The organism is Arthrobacter sp., from assembly GCF_031179985.1.
In the GTDB taxonomy this organism is placed as follows: domain Bacteria; phylum Actinomycetota; class Actinomycetes; order Actinomycetales; family Micrococcaceae; genus Arthrobacter.
Genome location: NZ_JAPSHJ010000016.1, coordinates 1 through 20,543, shown reverse-complemented (window position 1 = coordinate 20,543; position 20,543 = coordinate 1). Strand labels below are relative to the sequence as shown.

16 protein-coding genes are annotated in these 20,543 nt (G+C 62.8%); 10 read left to right on the top strand and 6 right to left on the bottom strand.

The annotated features are described in order from the left end of the window. The first annotated feature begins 101 nt into the window (after window positions 1–101). From RIN13_RS09575 to RIN13_RS09555, 5 genes are all read left to right on the top strand, one after another. A complete protein-coding gene (locus RIN13_RS09575) occupies window positions 102–1,871 on the top strand; it encodes a glycerol-3-phosphate dehydrogenase/oxidase (RefSeq protein WP_309107102.1) in 1,770 nt (589 codons plus the stop codon). Between the two features lie 157 nt (window positions 1,872–2,028). Next, complete coding sequence (locus RIN13_RS09570) at window positions 2,029–2,778, top strand: MIP/aquaporin family protein (protein WP_309107101.1); 750 nt, start codon at window positions 2,029–2,031, stop codon at window positions 2,776–2,778. A gap of 92 nt (window positions 2,779–2,870) precedes the next feature. Beyond that, window positions 2,871–4,385 carry a glycerol kinase GlpK gene (gene glpK, locus RIN13_RS09565; RefSeq protein WP_309107100.1) on the top strand — a complete coding sequence of 505 codons (1,515 nt, stop codon included), beginning with the start codon at window positions 2,871–2,873 and terminating at the stop codon, window positions 4,383–4,385. 363 nt (window positions 4,386–4,748) lie between these two features. Further along, window positions 4,749–7,274 (top strand): leucine--tRNA ligase, encoded by a 2,526-nt coding sequence (gene leuS / locus RIN13_RS09560; protein ID WP_309107099.1) that lies wholly within the window; start codon window positions 4,749–4,751, stop codon window positions 7,272–7,274. A gap of 56 nt (window positions 7,275–7,330) precedes the next feature. Next, a complete protein-coding gene (locus RIN13_RS09555) occupies window positions 7,331–8,320 on the top strand; it encodes a DegV family protein (RefSeq protein ID WP_309107098.1) in 990 nt (329 codons plus the stop codon). Window positions 8,321–8,372: 52 nt separating this feature from the next. Here the strand turns inward: RIN13_RS09555 and RIN13_RS09550 are convergent, their stop codons facing one another. The 3 genes from RIN13_RS09550 to RIN13_RS09540 all read right to left on the bottom strand — a co-directional run bounded on the left by RIN13_RS09550 (window position 8,373) and on the right by RIN13_RS09540 (window position 10,371). After that, entirely contained in the window at window positions 8,373–8,648 is a 276-nt protein-coding gene (locus tag RIN13_RS09550) for a hypothetical protein (RefSeq protein ID WP_309107097.1), read from the bottom strand. An 8-nt stretch (window positions 8,649–8,656) separates the two neighbouring features. Continuing rightward, window positions 8,657–9,742 (bottom strand): C2 family cysteine protease, encoded by a 1,086-nt coding sequence (locus RIN13_RS09545; RefSeq protein ID WP_309107096.1) that lies wholly within the window; start codon window positions 9,740–9,742, stop codon window positions 8,657–8,659. Window positions 9,743–9,825: 83 nt separating this feature from the next. Then, window positions 9,826–10,371 (bottom strand): hypothetical protein, encoded by a 546-nt coding sequence (locus tag RIN13_RS09540; RefSeq protein WP_309107095.1) that lies wholly within the window; start codon window positions 10,369–10,371, stop codon window positions 9,826–9,828. A 292-nt stretch (window positions 10,372–10,663) separates the two neighbouring features. Between RIN13_RS09540 and RIN13_RS09535 the strand changes: the two genes are divergently transcribed. Further along, the gene (locus tag RIN13_RS09535) at window positions 10,664–11,512 is read left to right on the top strand and encodes a ComEA family DNA-binding protein (RefSeq protein ID WP_309107094.1); all 849 of its coding nucleotides are present in this window, start codon (window positions 10,664–10,666) and stop codon (window positions 11,510–11,512) included. 12 nt (window positions 11,513–11,524) lie between these two features. Then, complete coding sequence (locus RIN13_RS09530; protein WP_309107093.1) at window positions 11,525–13,600, top strand: ComEC/Rec2 family competence protein; 2,076 nt, start codon at window positions 11,525–11,527, stop codon at window positions 13,598–13,600. A gap of 94 nt (window positions 13,601–13,694) precedes the next feature. Here RIN13_RS09530 and RIN13_RS09525 read toward each other — a convergent pair whose 3' ends face one another. After that, window positions 13,695–14,438 (bottom strand): helix-turn-helix transcriptional regulator, encoded by a 744-nt coding sequence (locus tag RIN13_RS09525; protein WP_309107092.1) that lies wholly within the window; start codon window positions 14,436–14,438, stop codon window positions 13,695–13,697. Between the two features lie 136 nt (window positions 14,439–14,574). Between RIN13_RS09525 and RIN13_RS09520 the strand changes: the two genes are divergently transcribed. The 3 genes from RIN13_RS09520 (at window position 14,575) to holA (ending at window position 17,971) form a co-directional block, all read left to right on the top strand. Then, window positions 14,575–15,771, top strand: coding sequence for a PLP-dependent aspartate aminotransferase family protein (locus RIN13_RS09520; RefSeq protein ID WP_309107091.1), 1,197 nt, complete (start codon window positions 14,575–14,577; stop codon window positions 15,769–15,771). A 232-nt stretch (window positions 15,772–16,003) separates the two neighbouring features. Beyond that, window positions 16,004–16,801 (top strand): alpha/beta hydrolase, encoded by a 798-nt coding sequence (locus RIN13_RS09515; RefSeq protein ID WP_309107090.1) that lies wholly within the window; start codon window positions 16,004–16,006, stop codon window positions 16,799–16,801. A 156-nt stretch (window positions 16,802–16,957) separates the two neighbouring features. Beyond that, window positions 16,958–17,971, top strand: coding sequence for a DNA polymerase III subunit delta (holA, locus tag RIN13_RS09510; RefSeq protein ID WP_309107089.1), 1,014 nt, complete (start codon window positions 16,958–16,960; stop codon window positions 17,969–17,971). Window positions 17,972–18,002: 31 nt separating this feature from the next. On the opposite strand, the gene ftsH is transcribed toward holA, so the two are convergent. Both ftsH and rpsT read right to left on the bottom strand, forming a co-directional pair. Continuing rightward, window positions 18,003–19,970, bottom strand: coding sequence for an ATP-dependent zinc metalloprotease FtsH (ftsH, locus tag RIN13_RS09505; protein ID WP_309107088.1), 1,968 nt, complete (start codon window positions 19,968–19,970; stop codon window positions 18,003–18,005). Between the two features lie 237 nt (window positions 19,971–20,207). Beyond that, window positions 20,208–20,468, bottom strand: coding sequence for a 30S ribosomal protein S20 (rpsT, locus tag RIN13_RS09500; RefSeq protein ID WP_230119666.1), 261 nt, complete (start codon window positions 20,466–20,468; stop codon window positions 20,208–20,210). Window positions 20,469–20,543 lie beyond the last annotated feature (75 nt).

Below are 20,543 nucleotides of genomic sequence, written 5' to 3'. Positions count from 1 at the left end.
TGCATAGTGCTTGACTCCATTTTCCATTAGTCCAAACAATAGTGGTGAACGGCGCCGTGCCCTTGGGCGCGCCGCAAAGGACCAAACCCAAAGGAGTTGTTTTGGGACGCAATGAAACACCTGGCCGCCATGCCTCCCCCCGGCAGCATCGCCAAACAGTGGAGAGCCTGCGTCAGCGGCCCCGCGCCCAGGTTCTCATCATTGGAGGAGGCATCAACGGCGTCGGGACTTTCCGTGACCTTGCCCTCCAGGGCGTGGACGTTGCGCTCGTGGAGCGCGGCGACTATTGCCAGGGCGCCAGCGGAGCTTCATCGCACATGATCCATGGCGGCATCCGCTATTTGGAAAACGGCGAGTTCCGCCTTGTCCGGGAATCCGTGGTGGAGCGCAACAGGCTCCTGCGGATTGCTCCGCACTACGTGAAGCCCCTGCAAACAACCATTCCCATCTTCAGCACTTTCTCGGGAATTTTGTCCGCACCATTGCGCTTCCTCACTCACAAGCAGCAGGGCAAGCCCAAGGAACGCGGGGCCTTCCTGATCAAGGCAGGGCTTACCCTCTACGATTCCTTTTCGCGCGACGGAGGCAACGTCCCGTGCCACGAGTTCCGCGGACGGAAGCGCGCTTTGGCTGAGCTCCCTATGCTTCATCCGGGCATTAAATATGCCGCCACCTATTTCGATGCCTCAGTCCATAATCCCGAGCGTCTTACCCTCGATGTGCTTCAGGATGGCGAGAAAGCCGGCGGCGGAACCAAGTCAGGCACGGCTGAGGCAAACGCCAGAGCCAGCAACTACCTATCCCTTGTGGACAAGAAGCCTGCCACGGCTGAGCCAGGCACCACTGTGCAGCTCCGCGATGAGCTGACCGGTGAAGTGTTCGACTTCACCGCTGACGTCATTGTGAACACCACCGGAGCGTGGGTTGACCTGACCAACCAGGCTATGGGCGCAGCATCAGCTTTTATGGGCGGCACCAAGGGTTCCCACATTGTCCTGGACCACCCGGGTTTACTTGCTGCGTGCAACGGCCGCGAGATATTTTTCGAGCACACCGACGGCAGGATCGTGCTGATCTACCCGATGGGGGACCGCGTGCTGGTCGGCACCACCGATATCGACGCCGATATGTCCCAGGACGCGGTATGCACCGATGCGGAAATAGACTATTTCTTCGACCTGATCGGACATGTTTTCCCGGACATCACGGTCAACCGCGGGCAGATCGTATATACATTCTCGGGGGTGCGCCCGTTGCCTAAACATGATGAAACGCAGCCCGGATTCGTCAGCCGCGACTACCGGATTGAACGCGAGGGCGTCGTTTTGAGCCTGGTGGGCGGCAAGTGGACCACCTTCCGGGCACTGGCGGAGCACCTCAGCGATGACGTGCTGGCTGAGCTGGGAATGCAGCGCAGGATCTCGACGGCGAAACTCGCCATCGGTGGCGGCGCAGGCTTCCCCGAGACAGAGGCTGGAGTCCAGAAATGGATCAAGGCACACATGTCTCCCGGCCGCGACGCCGACCGGGCCGCAGGGCTGCTGACGCGTTACGGCACCAGGGCAGAAGAAGTGATCTCCTACCTCGATGCCGGGCCTGACCGACTCCTGCACTCGACCCGCGAGCTCAGCGTCCGGGAGCTTGAATTCATGGCACAGCATGAACAGATCGGTCACTTGGTGGACATCCTGATCCGCCGCACATCTCTTGCCTTCCGAGGACTCGTAACGGGCGAACTGCTGAATGAAATCGCCGCTGTCCTCGCCGTACCTCTCGGTTGGGACGCTGCAGCGCGTGCAACCGAGATCCGCCACGCCCAGGAGGTCCTGAACCGTTTCCACGGGGTCCAGGTCCATAGTCTGGTGGCCTGATGATCTTGCGTGCCCGGGTCACCCCGGGCGCAAGGACTGCGCGGAAGCTGAAGTGGCTTCCGGTGCAGCCGTTGGCCGGCAGTTCGGCATTGCTGCCGGCCTCAACAGCCCCTCAAACCCGCGAGGGGCTGACAACAGAAAATAGATGGAGTCGAAGATGTCTCTTGGAATAGTTTTCCTTTCCGAAGTGTTCGGAACCGCAATGCTGACCCTCCTGGGTTGCGGCGTTGTTGCCAACGTGGCGCTCAAGGGCACCAAGGGCAACAGCGGCGGGTTCCTCATGGTCACCTGGGGCTGGGGTATTGCAGTCTTCGCCGGTGTCTACGTGGCAGCCAGATCAGGCGCCCACCTCAACCCGGCCGTTACCCTGGGCCTCCTGGTCAACGGCAAAAGCGAGTATGCACCAGGCGTTCCTGTTGATGCCCTCTCAACATTGACCTACTTTGGTGCAGAATTGCTCGGCGCCTTCCTGGGCGCAGTCGTCGCCTGGCTGGCGCACAAGCAGCACTTTGATGCCGAGCCTGAACCCGCCAGCAAATTGGCTGTCTTCTCCACAGGTCCCGCCATCCGGTCCACTCCCTGGAACCTGGTTACCGAGATCATCGGCACCTTCGTGCTGGTGTTCGTCATCCTCACCTTCGGCGGCACCCCCTCAGGCCTCGGCCCGCTGGCAGTTGCACTCCTCGTCGTAGGCATCGGTGTTTCCCTCGGCGGCCCCACCGGGTACGCCATCAACCCTGCCCGCGACCTCGGCCCCCGCATCGCCCATGCGCTCCTTCCGATCAAGGGCAAGGGCTCCAGCGACTGGAGCTACTCCTGGGTTCCGGTTGTTGGTCCTCTCGTGGGTGGCTCCCTCGCCGGTGCCGTGGCTGCAGTGGTCCCGATCATCGCCACCGCTGCGTCATAAACCGGCACCTTGAGACTGAAAGTTCCGCCAGTCGTTCCACCATTCTCAAAACGCAATTGCTCAGCATCTGAAGAACAGACAAGGACGTCATTATGAACCAGTACGTAATCGCCATCGATCAGGGCACCACCAGCACCCGGGCCCTGGTTTTTGACCACAGCGGCAACATCGTTTCCTCCGGGCAGATGGAACACGAGCAGATCTTCCCGCAGGCCGGCTGGGTGGAGCATGACCCCGCCGAGATCTGGAACAACACCCGCGAAGTCATCGGCTCTGCCCTCTCCAAGGCGAACCTGACCCGGCATGACATCGCCGCCGTCGGCATTACCAATCAGCGCGAAACCGCCGTCGTTTGGGACAAGACGACAGGTGAAGCCGTGTACAACGCCATCGTCTGGCAGGACACCCGCACACAGGGAATCGTGGACGAACTGGCCAGGGACGGCGGTCCCGAACGGTTCAAGCAGAAGGTCGGCCTCCCCCTGGCGACGTACTTCTCCGGCACGAAAATCAAGTGGATCCTCGACAACGTCGAGGGAGCGCGGGCCAAGGCCGAAGCGGGTGACCTGGTCTTCGGAAACACTGATGCGTGGGTGCTGTGGAACCTGACCGGCGGAGTCGACGGGGGCGTGCACGTCACCGACGTCACCAACGCCTCGCGGACCATGTTCATGGATCTGCAGACGCTGCAGTGGGATCAGGAGATCCTGGATGCATTCGGTGTTCCGGCCAGCATGATGCCGGCCATCAAGTCCTCCTCGGAGGTTTACGGGAACGTGCACACCTCCCAGTTGCTGCGTGAAGTTCCTGTGGCCGGCATCCTGGGCGACCAGCAGGCTGCCACGTTCGGCCAGGCTGCCTTCCAGACAGGCGAAGCCAAGAACACCTACGGCACCGGCTGCTTCCTGATCTTCAATACCGGTGAGGAAATCGTCCACTCAAAGAACGGCCTGCTGACCACCGTTGGCTACAAGCTCGGAGATGCCGCACCGCACTACGCGCTTGAAGGCTCCATCGCCGTCACCGGTTCGCTCATTCAATGGCTCCGGGACAACCTGGGCCTGATCAGCAGCGCTCCCGAGGTTGAGACCCTCGCGGCTTCTGTTGAGGATAACGGCGGCGTGTACATTGTCCCGGCATTCTCGGGCCTCTTCGCACCGTACTGGCGTTCCGACGCACGCGGCGCAATTGTTGGCCTGACGAGGTATGTGAATAAGAACCACATTGCCCGTGCGGCTCTGGAGGCAACGGCCTTCCAGACCCGTGAAGTGCTGGACGCCGTAAATGCCGACTCGGGCGTCCCGCTCACGGAATTGAAGGTCGACGGCGGCATGGTCGCCAACGATGCCCTCATGCAGTTCCAGGCGGACATCCTCGGTGTTCCGGTCATCCGGCCCAAGGTGGTGGAAACGACGTCCCTCGGCGCCGCGTACGCTGCCGGGCTCGCCGTCGGCTTCTGGAAGGACCTCGGTGAGCTCTCGGCGAACTGGTCCGAAGACAAGCGCTGGGAGCCCAAGATGGACCAGGCGGAACAGGACCGGCAGATGCGCCTCTGGAAGAAGGCTGTGACCAAGTCCATGGACTGGGTCGACGAGGACGTGAAGTAGCGCGACGCCATCATGCCTTCGCTGTTAAGGGGGCCCCGCCCGCTTCGCGGACGCCCGAAGCCGCTCCCGGGCCCCCTTAACAGCTCGGCATGTCCAGGTCGCGCTGCTTCCTCCTCGTGACGACTTACTTTTGAGATAGGCGTGGTGCGCTAAAGTAGTTTTATGCGTGCGATCCTTCTGCTTAGCTAGCCGCCCGGTATCCCGAATCCATAGGACTACCGAGCGGCCGCCCCTCTCTGTCGAGGGGCTTTTGTGTGTCTGGGGCTGGTGGACCGGCACCAATGCGGACAGCAGGGGATCAAGGGGCCGGGCAGAACAGCAGCCGGCCGTACGAAATGCGGTACAGAACAGAAGAGGGCAGCAGTGAGCGTTCAGCCGGAAACAGACACCGGAACAGCATCAGCCGCGACGGCCGGGCCCGAAGAGGGTGCGTACAGCTTTGCGGCCATGGAAGCCAAATGGCCGCAGGTGTGGGAAGACCTCAAGGTCTTCACACCGGTCGACGACGGCTCCCGGGAGCGCCGCTACGTGCTCGACATGTTCCCCTACCCTTCCGGGGACCTCCACATGGGGCACGCAGAAGCGTTCGCCATGGGTGACGTCGTCGCGCGCTACCTGCGCCAGAAGGGTTACGACGTCCTTCACCCGATCGGCTGGGACTCCTTCGGCCTGCCTGCCGAGAACGCAGCCATCAAGCGCAACGCCCACCCGAGCGAGTGGACCTACGCCAACATAGACACCCAGGCGGCCTCCTTCAAGCGGTATGCCATCTCGGCCGACTGGTCGCGGCGCCTGCACACCTCCGATCCGGGGTACTACCGCTGGACGCAGTGGCTGTTCAAACGGTTTTATGAGCGGGGCCTGGCCTACCGCAAAGACTCTCCGGTCAACTGGTGCCCCAAGGACCAGACCGTGCTGGCCAACGAGCAAGTGGTCAACGGTGCCTGCGAGCGCTGCGGCACAGCCGTCACCAAGAAGTCGCTGAACCAGTGGTACTTCAAGATCACCGACTACGCGGACAGGCTCCTGGACGACATGGAGCAGCTGCGCGGACACTGGCCTGAGCGAGTACTGGCCATGCAGAAGAACTGGATCGGGCGCTCGGAGGGAGCCCACGTCAACTTCGTCATCGAGGCCGACGGCACCAAGCCGGCCAAGGACGTCACAGTCTTCACCACGCGTCCCGACACTCTCTACGGTGCGACCTTCTTTGTGGTGGCCGCTGACGCTCCTCTCGCCGTCGAACTCGTCACTGAAGAACACGCCGGCGCCCTTGAGGCGTACCGCGAGCAGGTCAAGGCGCTCACTGAGATCGAGCGCCAGTCCACTGAGCGCGAAAAGACCGGAGTCTTCACCGGCCGTTACGCCGTCAACCCGCTGAACGGCGAGAAGCTGCCGGTCTGGGCCGCGGACTACGTCCTGGCTGACTACGGGACCGGGGCGATTATGGCCGTCCCTGCCCACGACCAGCGCGACCTCGATTTCGCCAGGACTTTTGACCTGCCTGTGCGGGCGGTGCTGGATACCGGCGAGCAGGACCCCGCAGTCTCGGGAACCGCTACAACGGGCGAGGGTACGCTGATCAATTCGGGCGTCCTCGACGGCCTGCCCAAGGCTGAAGCGATCCCGGCCGCCATCAGCATGCTGGAGGAACAGGGGACAGGGGAGAAGTTCGTCAACTTCCGGCTCCGGGACTGGCTGCTGAGCCGCCAGCGTTTCTGGGGTACGCCCATCCCCATCATCCACTGCGCGGAGTGCGGCGAGGTACCAGTCCCCGACGAGCAACTCCCCGTCACCCTGCCGGCCGACCTCCGCGGCGAAGACTTGAATCCGAAGGGTACGTCACCGCTTGCCGCGGCCGAGGCCTGGGTCAATGTCGAGTGCCCTCAGTGCCAGGGCCCTGCCAAGCGGGACACGGACACCATGGACACCTTCGTGGACTCCTCCTGGTACTTCCTGCGTTTTGTATCCCCCCACTACACCGAGGGTCCTTTCGACCCGTCAAAGATCAACGACTGGATGCCTGTGGGACAGTATGTGGGAGGAGTCGAGCACGCCATCCTGCACCTGCTGTATGCAAGGTTCTTCACGAAGGTCATCCATGACCTGGGCATGATCGAAACCAGCGAGCCCTTCACCGCCCTGCTGAACCAAGGCCAGGTACTCAATGGCGGAAAGGCCATGAGTAAATCGCTGGGCAACGGCGTGGACCTCGGCGAGCAACTGGACAAGTACGGTGTGGACGCCGTCCGCCTGACCATGATCTTCGCTTCTCCTCCGGAGGACGACGTCGACTGGGCCGATGTTTCGCCGTCGGGATCTGCTAAATTCCTGGCGCGTGCGTGGCGCCTTGCCCAGGATGTTGCCAGCGAGCCGGGCGTGGATCCCGCTTCGGGCGACCGCGCCCTGCGCTCAGTGACGCACCGCGCCATTGCGGATGCCGCAGCTCTCCTGGATCACAACAAGTTCAATGTTGTGGTCGCCAAGCTCATGGAGCTGGTCAATTCAACCCGCAAGACCATTGATTCCGGTGCCGGTGGCGCTGATCCTGCAGTGCGGGAAGCAGCGGAAGCGGTAGCGGTGATCCTGAGCCTGTTCGCGCCTTACACGGCAGAGGATATGTGGAGTGTCCTCGGCCACCCCGCCTCAGTAGCCAACGCCGGCTGGCCCGTGCACGACGAAACGCTGCTGGTACAGGAAACGGTCACCGCCGTGGTCCAGGTGCAGGGCAAGGTCAGGGACCGTCTGGAAGTATCTCCGGGTATTTCGGAGGATGAGTTGCGTGAGCTTGCGTTGGCCTCGGAGAACGTCCAGCGGGCTCTTGACGGCAAGGGCATCCGCACTGTGATCGTTCGAGCGCCTAAACTGGTCAACATCGTCCCGGCGTAGCCGGGTAATCGGCCTCCGGTACTTCCGGGGGCCGATCCGACCTCAGGAGGTGCTTGGTGGCGGAACGCGAACACGCGGGCTGGCCTTGGCTGAGGGATCGGCTGGTTCGCCTTCGAAGTGTCAACCGGCCGGGAGGCCCGCCGGCAGTCCCCGCTGCCGTGGTGCGTACGGCTGTTGTCACAGACTCTGCGGCGGCCCTGCCCCGTGAATGGGTCGATGCCCTGGCAGATGGCCGGCTCACTGTCATTCCCATGCCTGTCATGGTTGGCGATGAGATATACGGCGAAGGTGACGACGACATCGCCGGAACAATCGCCGTGGCCTTGGCTTCAGGACAGACGGTCAAGACCTCCCGGCCGTCCCCGGGGCAGTTCGAACAGGCCTATCGGGCCGCCCTCGAGCGGGGGTTTGAGGCTGTTGTGTCTATCCATATCTCCGGTGAGCTGTCCGGAACCGCCGACTCCGCACGGCTTGCCGCCACCCGGGTGGGGATCCCCGTGGAAGTGGTGGATTCCCGGACCGTCGGGATGGCACAGGGGATGGGCGTCCAAAGCGCCGTGGAAGCTGCAGCAGTCGGGCTGTCTGCCGCGGAGGTTCGAAGCTCAGCAGAGGAACGGCTGGCCCACACCAAGGTGTTTTTTTACGTCCCCAGCCTGGAACAGTTGCGGCGCGGAGGCAGAATCGGGACGGCAGCTTCACTCCTCGGAACCATGTTTTCAATAAAGCCTTTGCTGGGAGTCGAGGATGGCAGAATCATCCCGCTCGAGAAGGTCCGCTCCGCAGCAAGGGCAGTCGCACGGCTTGAGGAGCTGGTTGCGGCTGACGTCGGCAAGCGTGGGGCCGGCAAGGCGCGGTTAGCGGTGCACCACTTCGGCAATGCGGGGGAGGCCGAGCAGTTGGCCCGGCGTTTGTCCACCTCACTGGACGGTGTAGCCCCGGTACAGATCAGCTCACTCCCCGCTGTCCTGGCCGCTCACGCGGGACTCGGCGTGCTGGCTGTCATCGTTGGTGAGGGAAGTGACGCCGACGACGCCTTGTCTCCATGAACCCGTAATGGTGAAAGGCGTTCAGTTCGAGGCCCAGGGGTGGGCATAGGTCCTAGGGCTTGTGTGAGTTTAGGGCATCGTAGGCCAGGACAGCCGACGCCGCTGTGGTGCCATCGGCTGGCTGAATGGAATCGAACCGCAATGTTCCGGCGCCGGGCAGGGCGACTGAGTGACCTTCCCGGAAGGCCTGCTTGCGCTCCTGCTCCTCTGTCCGGATCCAGACCTGGATTGCCGGCGCCCCATCAGCTACGCCAATCTTCACGATTCCCACCTGGACACCGTCGAACGTGGGCTGCATGCCCTGTTTGACTGTTACTAGCTGTTCCACGGCCATCCTCACTTCGTGTCCACGGAGTACACGGAATCAAAGTTTTCCTTGTACTCATCCTCGGTCAGTTCCAGGGTGCCCGCCTTGAGGTCGTCGTCGCCGCTCATGTGGCCGCCGGAAGGTCCCCACGGGTTGGCCAGAACCACTACCTTCTCGCCATCATCATTGGTTTTCACCTCAACCACAACGTAGGCGTGGTTGGGAACCACGTCGGTGCGGTTTACTTCCTCGGACTCCCAGACCCAGTCAAAATCGTCATCCCTGGTGTCTTCGGTGCCCACGGACACAGCCCGGCCTCCGGCGAGCTTCTCCTCGATCTCAGCCAGGTCCAGTTGGCCGTCCCTGTCTGCTGACTTACCCGTCATCAGCTCCATCGCATCGCTGCTGAATCCGCCGTCGATGTCGTCATAGGAACCGCCCCGGTGCTCCGCCGCGGCCCGTTCGTAGATGGACAGCCAGTTCGGCTCGCCATCAGCACCACGGACGCCACCTGGGGTGGACTTGGCTTCGACAGTGACCTCCACGGGCTCTCCGTCTTGGTAGAGGGTGACCACCCAATGCGTGGGCGGATCACCCACGGGGCGCAGGTGTCCGGCGAGGAATTCATCAAGTTTGCCCTCCCGCTCCAGGGTTTGGGCAACCGAGCCGATGCCTGCCAGGAGCCAGCAGTCGCCGATCTGTCCCTGATTGATATCGCTGGGATCGCCAGCATCCGGGTCCTTGCGAACGTCGCCAGGCACATGCACGTCCGGGTGGTCCGGGTCCAATGGTCCCGGATCCCCAGGAGGGTTAGAGTCCGGCTCTCCGGAACTTCCAGAGTCCGTTGCTGCGGAGCTGGCGTTGTCTTGCTGATCCGCATTGCCAGTCAGTTTCTGTGCCTGGCTTTGGAGTTCCGTGGCAACACGCATGAGTGTTGGCCGATGTTCCGAGTCCCAGGCCGCCCGGAACGCGGACGCGTCACGGCCCGTCCAAGGTGCCCGGGAAAGCAGCTGGCCCAGTTCAGTGGACAACGACTTCACCTTGTCGGAATGCTGCGACATCGTTTTTGCGAGTAGGCGCAACTGCTCAATGTCGGCGCCATGAAATCCAGGCATCCGTCCGTCCCCTCAGTTAGTTTCAAGCCATACTGGTTGTTTGCCTGCTGGCATTCCCTCCGTTGGGGAAGAAAATGCCGCCGTCAGCTTGGTGGGATCTCGTTCGGGTTGCATGTGGGGGAGTCCACAGGGACGCTGATGCGCAGGTGGGCCGGGCTCTTTGATTCGATGGTCAGCGTGGCACCGGCGGCGTCCGTGCTGCGGGCAACCAGCCAGCCCCCGGGAACGGCGTCCGTTCCATCGAAAGCAGGGAATCCGTGCTCCTTCAGAACGGGATCACCAGCGGCGAAAATGTCAGCGAACTGACTGGACGGCTCCACCACGTCGGCACTGCTTTTCATGGTCTGCGGGTAGAGCATGCACCTGCCGTTCTTCAGCGTGGCCAGCGTAGCTGGCTTGTCCACGGTCCAGCTGATGCCAGGCATCTCGGCTTCCAGTGCCGCAATGAGGTCGGCTCGCAGGGCATCGTATTTGGGGAGGCTTTCCGCTACTGGTGCCGGGGCCTCAGTAACCGGCGCAGCGCTGCTGGCTTCCACGGTGGGTTCCTCGGCTGTGGTACAGCCAGCCATGAGGGTTGTTCCGAGGATCACGAGACCTGCCACGACGCGGGGCGATAGCTGCGGTTGCATTGGGCCGTTCATTTTCCCCCGGTTCTGATGACGGCCTTCAGTGACTGGCCCACAAGGAATGCTGTCACACCTCGCCGCGTCTGGCGATGGGCACAACAACCCGTCGAACTGTAGTCGGCCTCTCTAAGCGGTAACCACGGTCGGGCAAAGGAGAACCTTGAAAATGATGATGGAAGAACAGCACCTGCGAAAAGCACCGCGCCCACCGGCGGCACGTCGCGCAACGGAAAGATTTCCACATAAGGGCGACGCCGGCTGTCCTGGACCGCGGCACCCTCCTAGCGTGTATTCCATGTCACGTCGGAATCCGGGAGCCGCCCCCAGCGCCGACCGGGCCCGGCGCGTGCTCGCAGGGAACGGCACTCCGGATGCCGGCGGTCTCCTGGAGGGATCTGCCTTTGTAGGCGGAGCTGATTTTGTCGAGGAGCAAGATTTTGCGAACGGGGCCGGTTCCCAGTACCCCAGGCGTACCCGATGGCGGACGGGTAGGCGTGCCGGCCTGCTGATTGCCTTCACCGCGGTGATCCTGTCCGGGTGGTTCTGGTGGTCGGCTGCAGCGAACAGCCCCCAGGTAGTTCCGCTGAGCGCTGTATCGAGTGCTGCCGGCGAAGACGAAAGTCCCCCGGCGGTATCGAATTCCGGAACCCTGGCAGCTGATAGCGGTGCGGATGCGGCAAATGAGGATGACGGAGGGAAGATCGTGGTCCATGTCGCGGGCGCTGTGCAGACACCAGGCGTCGTCGAGTTGCCCGCAGGCAGTCGCATTCACGAGGCGGTAGGGGCTGCGGGCGGAAGCACGCCCGGTGCAGACCTGAACCGGCTCAACCTCGCTGCCGTCCTGACGGATGGGCAGAAAGTGCACGTTCCTTTGGTGGGCGAACAACTATCGGCCGACCCCGGGACAGGCGGGGACGCAGACCCCGCAGCTGGGTCCGGGGCGGCTTCAACGGACAAGATAGATCTCAACACGGCATCAGTGGACGAACTGGGTACCCTGCCCCGGGTAGGCCCGGTACTGGCCCAGCGCATAGTCGACTGGCGGAAGGAGCACGGGAACTTTAAGACCGTAGATGAACTTGATGCCGTGGACGGGGTGGGACCGAAGATGCTGGAAGCACTCCTGCCTCTCGTCACGGTCTGAGGTGAAGCGACCATGACACGGATCAGCCCTTGGAAGCGCTACGTGGACGCCGCCGTCCAGCCTGGGCATCAAACGGATTTCCCCGCCCGGGCCGCTACTGAGGCTCGCAGTATCCCGCACGGACACACCCAGCCATTGGCAGGAGCGGCGGCCCTCTCCCCGCGGGTAGCTTGGCAGAAGACCATCCAGGAGAGGCTGCTGGCGGCCTCCCCCTCCGGCGCCGATATAGAAGATACTGAGCAGCCTGGGAGACGCGGTGATCTTCGCCTTGTCCCTGCGGCGGTCATCGCGTGGCTAACCGCAGTTGCCGGCCTCTGGCTCGGGCCCGCGGGACTGGTTGTCCTCAGCGCAGGGCTGATCGCTGCGGGCGGCACACTGTTTGCCTGGGTGTGGCGGGCTGACTGTCAGGCCAGGAAGCGCGCGCGTCTCCACGACAGAATCCGCGACCGGAGGCCGCCTCCCGGACGCAGCCTCCTCATAACCCTGGCCATTTCCCTTTTGTTGGCGGGGGCTGTGGCAGGTCACTCTGCTGGAGCGTCAACCCAGAGACATGACGCCGCCCTGGCAGACGCAATCGCAACGAAAGCGGCCGTCACAGCCGAACTTACGGTCGAAGCTTCCCCCAGGCGGCTGGCCGGTCCCGCGAACTCAGGCGCCGGCGACAGATGGGCCACCAACGTCACAGCGCACTCCTTGACCGCCAAGGGCAACGTCATCAAGGCCAGCGCGCAACTGCTGGTCATGGGCGGTGATGAATGGCAGCATGTGCAGGCCGGCCAGCGGCTCCGCACCACCGGCAAGCTACGATCCCCGGAGGGCGGCCAGGCGGAAGCAGCGATATTGTCCGGAACGTCGCCGCCCACTGTCCTCGCTCCGGCAGGTCCTTGGAATGAGGGGCCAGGTGCACTCCGTGATTTGTTCCGGGAAAGCAGTTCGTCATTGCCCGGAGATTCCAAGGGGCTGCTGCCTGGCATGGTGACAGGAGACACCAGCGGCCTCGATGAAGAACTGAACGCTGCCATGAAAACGGTGGGGTTGACCCACCTGACAGCAGTCAGCGGAGCCAACTGCAGCCTCGTCCTTGGGGCTTTGCTCCTGGTGGCCCGCAGTTTCCGTCTCCCACGCATGGTGGCTGCCGGATGTGCGCTGGCAGGTCTCGGCTTCTTTGTTCTTGTAGTGGGACCGGACGCCAGCGTCCTTCGGGCAGCACTCATGGGCTCGATCGGGTTGATGGCTCTGGCCGGAGGAAGACCAGGCCGGGGACTCAGTTTCCTGTGCCTGGCGGTGATCTGCCTGCTGCTGCTCGATCCGTCGCTGGGGGCCAGTTATGGGTTTATCCTTTCAGTGCTGGCAACGCTGGGCATCGTGACAATCGGGCAGCAACTGGTCAAGTGGACGCCCCGGATTGTGCCGCGATGGGCGGCTGCGGGGCTGGCTGTGCCGTTATCCGCGCAACTTCTCTGCGGCCCGGTGATCGTCCTGTTGCAGCCCCAGTTCTCGCCCTACGCCCTGATTGCCAACATCGTTGCTTCTCCACTTGTAGGGCCAGTGACCATCCTGGGGACTGCTGCGGTGCCCCTGTTGCCTCTTGCTCAGGTGCCCGGAGGAATCCTGGTTTTCATCGCGGGGTTCTTTGCCGGCTGTGTCGCTGGCACGGCCCGGTTCTTCGCGTCGCTGCCGGGAGCCTCATTGCCTTGGCCGGAAGGGATATTCGGCTTCTGCACGATGCTGCTCCTCTCCTGCATGGGCATCCTGGGAATGTGGCTGGTGCTGCATCCATTGAGTGCGGGAAGGAGGCTGCTGCTAGTCCATGCTGCCCTCTTAAGGTATCGGGACCGGTTGGCCGACGGCCGCCCTTTCCTGTGCGGTAAGAGGGGGCCCCCGCCGGGCTTGGTGCGAGGGAGACACCATGAAGTACCTGCACACGCCGGAGCGATTGTGCTTTCGGGAGGATGTCCCGTCACTGGTTCTCGCCGAGGACGTTCCCCTGACCGTCGAGTTCAGCAGCGTGCACGTCTGCAAGGGAAAAGAGGCCGATTAACGTCGTCGCCCTCGGGATGGAGAAGATTAGGACGATTTGGGTCGTAATCCTTGAAGGTGATTCAAAACGTAGTCTCGGTTACGGGAATGTACCAGGGCCTCTTCCAAGAGGCATCCGCCTTGGTGGCGGCTTCCAGGGCTCCTACCGGTACAGCAACCCTGGCGTCGTCCCGAAGGCCGTGCGGAATGCCGTGACGAACGCGCTGGCGGAGGAGTACCCGCAGGCGCTGGCCGTCTGGCTCACGGTCTTACCTTCGGCGAGCATCAGGGAAGCCATATGCAGCCGGAGCTGGTTGCGCCACACGGTGTAAGTCATCCCGACCTCGTCGTGAAACAGCCGGGAGAGCGTGCGTTCGCTCGCTCCGACCCGTCGGCCGAGCTCGGCTAGGCCCGGCGACGTCGTCAGGTCGGCCTCAAGGGCCGCCTGAACGTCCCGCAGTCGCTGCTCCCGGAAGGTCGGCAGCATCGTCGGGGCGTGGGGTGAGGGCTGGATCCGGTCAACGAGCACGCGCAGGAGGCGACGTGCCGCTGGCGTCTCCGCGTGGCCGTTCTGCGAGCACGCAATCGTAAGTTCGCGGAACAGCGGCCCCACAGCGACGAGCGTCGGCATGTGATCGGCCGGAGGCATCATCGCGCTGGGGATGCCGACGAGGTGGACGGTTGTGGTGCCGTGGACCTGCCAATGGTGGATCGTGCCGCCGGGCACCCACACGGCCCGCACCGGGGGCGTGAACCAGGTACCGTCGGGCACGAAGACCTCGAGCACACCGGAGCTGGCATAGATGAGCTGGTGGTCCTCGTGGTGGTGGGGCGTGACGTCGTCGCCGGGCGAGAGGTTGCGGGTCTGGGTCGGCGCGGCCGCGACGTGGCGGATTTTTGACATCATTCGTCAGTCTAGTGAAAGCGCGCCACGCCTGGATAGTCCACTCTGGAACCATGACCATCGGCACGGCCAAGCCATGACTTGGTCCTCATTGACCGGCCCATTGCTCCCATCGCTCAGCCTGACAGAAAAGGAAACCATGCATCCAGAGACTCAGCTCATCCACGTCGGGCGAAACACAGCTTCTGCCATTCATGCCATCAACCCGCCGCTGGTGCGGACATCGACAACCGTGTTCAGCACACTCGACGAGTACAAACAGGCGCAGCGCGGGATTGTCTTCGACGGCCCGCGGTACGGGCGCTCCGGCACGGCGACGACGTTCGAGCTGCAGCGGGCGATGGCGGAGCTCTCGGGCACCGAGACCGCCATCGCGACCAGCAGCGGCCTCGCCGCAATCACTGCCGTCCTGTCCGCGCACGCTGGCCCCGGGCACCGCATCCTGGTCAGCGCAGGCATCTACGGACCGACAAGGGCCTTCTGCGAGGAGGAGCTCGTCCGCGCAGGAACAGTGATCGAGTACTTCTCCAGCAGCGCCGAGCTGTCGGCTCTCCTGTGCGACGACACCAGCATCGTCTTCGTGGAGACGCCCGCATCGTTGACCATGGAGATGTTTGACCTAGTCGCCATCAGCTCCGCGGCTCACGCCCGCGGAGTGCCCGTTGCCTGCGACTCCACCTGGGGGACTCCAGTCTTCTTGGACGCGCACGCGCTCGGCGTCGACATTTCTATCCACGCGGCGACCAAGTTCATTAACGGCCACTCCGACCTGCTGCTCGGGCTCATCACCGGCACGTACGACGCCCTTGGACGCGTCCGTGCGCATTGCGACCGCAACGGCACGCATGCGGCACCCGACGTGTGCTGGCTCACTCTGCGTGGCGTGCGGACCCTCGCCGTCCGGATGCAGCGACACCAGACCTCTGCGCTCACGGTGGCCCGATGGCTGGAGGCGCACCCCGCCGTCCGGCGGGTGCTCTTCCCCGCCCTCGAGGCCGACCCCGGCCACAAGCTGTGGAAGTCGCAGTTCTCCGGCGCGGCCGGCCCGTTCACGATCGAACTGCCGCCCTGCTCCGAGGCGACTTTCGCGCGGTTCATCGACCATTTTGCACTCTTCGGCCTGGGCACGAGCTGGGGAGGCTTCGAAAGCCTGGTCATGCCTGCGGTTCCCCACCACCTCCGAGCCATCGACGGCGCATCGGACGCGCCTCGCCTCGTCCGCCTCCACATTGGACTGGAGAACGCAGAAGACCTCATTGAAGACCTGGACTCCGCCCTCTCCGTGTTGCTGTACGCGTCGGGCGAGAGCGGATCCCATCCGACGTCGGACGACTAGCCCCGGTGGAAGTGGTCGGGCGCTTCGTGCCGAACGTGGCATTGATGCTCCAGACGGACAGGCCGAGGCCGGAGCTGGGTGCACGCGTAGGATTTGCCGGAGTATCCGCGACCGCGAGAAGAGCCGGGCCGCCGCTGGGACTGCTTCTCCGCCGTCGAACTCCCGAGCAAGCCCGACGTGTCATTGGCTCGTGACTTGAGTTGGATGTCGTTCACTCCACAATAATGTCTCCATGGAGCGAACGATTCAGAAACGGGTCCCAGTCAGCGCCGAAAGCTGGGTCACGGTCGATGTCTATGGGGACCCGAAGACCCCCGGGCTAGTGATTGTGCCGGGCGTGATGAGCGATGCGGAGGGGTGGCGAAATGTGGTTCATGCTACGAGGGCCTGGCCCTCGATTTCGGTGGTCAACCGCAGAGGGCGTGCCCCTTCGGGCCCGCTGACGGAGAGCTACGTGATGCGGACGGAGGTGGACGATCTTGCCACCGTCCTCGAAGATCTGAGCGAGCCGCGTGCAGTGTTCGGCTGGAGCTATGGCGGTTTGATTGCCCTGCTGCTTGCGGGCGAACAGCCGCTGAGGCACGTCATCGCCTACGAACCGGTCATCCCGCCGTTCGGCCGCGAGGCCCTGCCGGCTCTCAAAGCAGCAGCCATGGATGGCTGCTGGGACCGCAGCGTGGAGATCGTGAACAGACAAATCTCGGGATTCACCGCTGAGCATGTCGAGGCCCTGCGCACCGATCCCCACACCTGGGAGACGTTGCGTCGTCTCAGCGAGCCACTGTACGACGAACTCCGAGCGCTATCGCTTGCACAGGTGCCCGATGCGATGGCGTCACGGACGGAGAGGATCGACCTGATCATTGGCGAGAACAACGTTGACGCCGACCCATATGGCACTTCCTTCGAAGGAATTCGTACCAGGGTTCCGCACGCCGCCGTCCATGAACTTACCGGCCAAGGGCATCTGGCCCACGTTCAGGATCCCGTAGCACTCGGCAGGATGCTCGACGCCCTCGGCAGCTCATGAACAAGCCGAGGCAGCAGCACCGAAACCTGGGCCTACTGCGCGGCCAGTGACAGGCAACAGTGCTGGAAGGATCGTAGAACACCCGCCGGGCTTGGTGCTCCGGAGACAGCGTGACAGGCTTAGAGTCCGCAGTTATATTTCCGGGAGGAACCGAGAGTGGCCGCAACCCAGGCATCATCCAGAACGCCGGCGTCGAACACGGCAACCTGGCGGGACGTAACACCGGCCGGCGTGGTGCTGATCTCAGGCCCCGAAGAATATCTGGGAACGCGGGCGATGGACAGGATCCGTTTGCTGGTAAGGGCGGCGGAACCTGATGTTGAAGTCACCCGTCTGGATGCCGGCAGTTACGAAGCAGGGTCCCTGGCCATGAATGTGAGCCCTTCGCTGTTCGGGGAGCGGAAACTCATTGAGGTCGAGGGTCTCGAGTCCATGAATGACGCGTTCCTTGCCGATGCGCTGGCCTATCTGGCCCATCCCGAGCCCGATGCCGTCCTCGTGTTGCGCCACCGCGGCGGAAACCGCGGCAAAAAGCTGCTCGACGCCGTGAAGTCGGCAGGATGGCCCATGGTTGACTGCCAACCCCTCAAGAAAGAGGCAGACAAGACGGCCTTTGTGGTGGCGGAGTTCAAAGCAGCCTCCCGCCGGATCGAGCCCGCCGCAGTACAGGCACTCGTAAACGCGGTGGGTGCCAGTCTGGCAGAGCTGGCAGCGGCTTGCAGCCAACTGATTTCCGATGCAGCTACCGCCGTGGATACTGACATGATTGACCGCTACTATGGCGGTCGGGTTGAGGCCTCTGCCTTCAAAGTCGCCGATGCAGCGATGGCCGGGAACGCGCCGCTGGCCCTGTCCACTCTCCGGCACGCCCTCGCCACGGGCGCGGATCCGGTGCCATTGGTAGCGGCCCTCGCGGCGAAGTTACGCACCCTGGCCAAGGTTGCCGGGGCCCAAGGCTCGTCTGCCCAGGTGGCCAGGCAGCTGGGAATGCAACCCTGGCTGGTAGAGCAGGCACAGCGTGATGTCCGTCGTTGGACCCCTGAAGGCCTCATCCGGTCCATCCAGGTCACCGCTGAGGCAGACGCCCAGGTGAAAGGGCTGTCGCGGGATCCAGTGTATGCCGTAGAGCATGCTGTGACAGTTGTTGCCACATCGGTGCGCGGCGGCTGATCCGGTTGGAGAAGCAGGATGGAGTGGCGCTTTAGGACGGTTGGCGTTCGCTTGTTTGGAGACCGCTTCCGGAGGAACGCGGAAGCCCTGCCGCTTCATAGATTTGCTGTTCGTCGAGGGTTTCGTTCTCCAGCAGCTGTCGTGCCAGGGAGTCCAGGCGCCAGCGGTTTTCGTTCAGGAGCGTAAGAGCCCGTTGGTGGCATTGATCCACCAGGGCGCTTACTTCTTCCGCCACCGTGTCGAGCATGCCCTCGGACACACCTGCGGCACGAGGATCTCCCTCTTCGGGAAGGATCTGGACCGGGCCGATACGTTTGGACATACCCCATCGCCCAACCATCATCCGGGCAAGGTGGGTGCTGGTCTGCAGGTCGCTCTCTGCGCCAGTGGTGACAACGCCGAAGACAAGGTCTTCAGCAGCCATTCCGCCCAAAGCACCAACAATCCTGCCCTTAAGATAGTTTTCGTCGTACCCGTACCGGTCGGTGTCGGGTGTGGAGAGGGTCACGCCAAGTGCGCGGCCGCGGGGAATAATGGAAATTTTCCGGACAGGGTCGGCGCCGGGCTCGAGCATGCCCAAAAGGGCGTGTCCTGATTCGTGGTACGCCGTGCGCTTGCGTTCTTCTGCAGGCATCACGACGTTCCTGACCGTACCGAGCTGGATCTTCTCCAATGCGTCGAGGAGGTCGCTTTGAGTTACTGCCGGGTGGGATCGTTTTACGGCCAGTAATGCAGCTTCGTTGACAAGGTTGGCCAGTTCTGCGCCTGTCATGCCCGTCGTTATGCGGCTGATCGAGTCAAGGTCAACATCCCGTGCAAGTTTTACGCCTGCTGCATGGACCCGCAGGATCTGCAGTCTTCCCGTCTGATCGGGGGCGTGCACAGTGATGGAACGGTCGAAGCGGCCAGGCCTCAGTAAGGCAGGGTCCAGGACGTCTGGCCTGTTTGTTGCGGCCAGGACAACGATTCCTTCAGAAGACGAGAACCCGTCCATCTCCGTAAGGATCTGGTTGAGCGTCTGTTCACGTTCATCGTGGCCTCCGACGGCCAGGGAACCGCTTCTCTTGCGGCCGATGGCGTCGATCTCATCGATGAATATGATCGAAGGGGCGGCGTTCCGGGCAGCCTGGAAGAGCTCACGGACGCGGCTGGCGCCGACTCCGACCACCATTTCGACGAACTCGGAGGAACTCGCGTGGAAGAAGGGGACGCCGGCTTCGCCGGCCGTGGCGCGTGCGAGCAGCGTTTTGCCTGTTCCCGGCGGGCCGCTGAGGAGGACGCCTTTGGGCGGCCTGGCACCGATCGCCTGGTACTTTGCTGGGTCTTTCAGGAAGTCGACCACTTCGGAGATTTCGCTTTCGACTTCGTCGATGCCCGCAACATCCCTGAACGTTACGCGGACTCTTTCAGGGTCCACTGGTTGGAACTTCTTACCCGCGAATCCGCCCAAGCCGAGGGCGCCTGACTGCTTCTTGATGAGCCAAAGGTAAAAGAGCACCAGGAGCGCAATGGGTGCCACTGCTATCAGGAGGTTTACAAGGATGCCGCGTTCATTGACGAGTGGAGTGGCACGGACAGTGACGTCGTTTTGTTCAAGCTCACTCAGCAGGTTGTCATTGGCGAAGAGGGGGCGTTCGGTCGTGAATTGGGTGTAGCTGATGTTTTCATTGCCAGGAACCGGTTTTTCGCTGCGAAGGCTTCCATCGATGGTTTGGCCCGTCGCAAAGATTTCCGAGATGTTGTTATCCCTGACCTGTGCCTTGAACTCCGTGTAAGCGACTGAGTGCGGCTGGCTTTGCTGGTCCTGCATCGTCAGCGCCGCAAACACGCCAACATACAGCAGGACGACCAAGAAAGTGCGCCACCACCGGCCCCGTTTTGATGGCTCCTGCGGAGCTGCCAAACCTTCCGTCCTCCACGGGAACTTGGGCCAGGACTCTCGTGGCGCAGGGGCCATCCCGTCGCCCGAGCTGTCCTGCTGTGCAGTTGAACCAGTCATGATCTTGGACTCCTTAAACGACAGATGCCTTGAGCCCTCTCGCCCATCCTCCTGGCTCAGCGGCAGTAAACTTCCCTACAAAGGGAGTACCCAATTCAGAACACTTTTTTCACGATCGAGCGGATCAGGTTCACAACGTCCTCCCTAGCGGAAGGGCCAGCGCGCCGCTTAAACGGATATGGCCGGCACCCCATGGGGTGCCGGCCATAATCATCAGTTCAGGTGAACTGGAAAACCTTAGAGTGCGTTGACCTTTTTGGAGATCGCCGACTTGCGGTTTGCAGCGTTGTTCTTGTGAAGAACGCCCTTGCTGACAGCCTTGTCCAACTTACGGCTGGCAGTAACCAGTGCAGTAGCAGCAGCATCCTTGTCAGTGGACTCAACGGCGGTGTTGACGGCGCGGATGGCAGTCTTCAACTCGGACTTGACTGCGTTGTTGCGCAGGCGAGCCTTCTCGTTGGTCAGGATGCGCTTCTTCTGGGACTTGATATTAGCCACGTGTGAACTCTCTTTTTAATGCGGAAATGGTCTAGAGGGCTTTCAGATTGGCCATTGACTGAGCGGCGTGGGGAT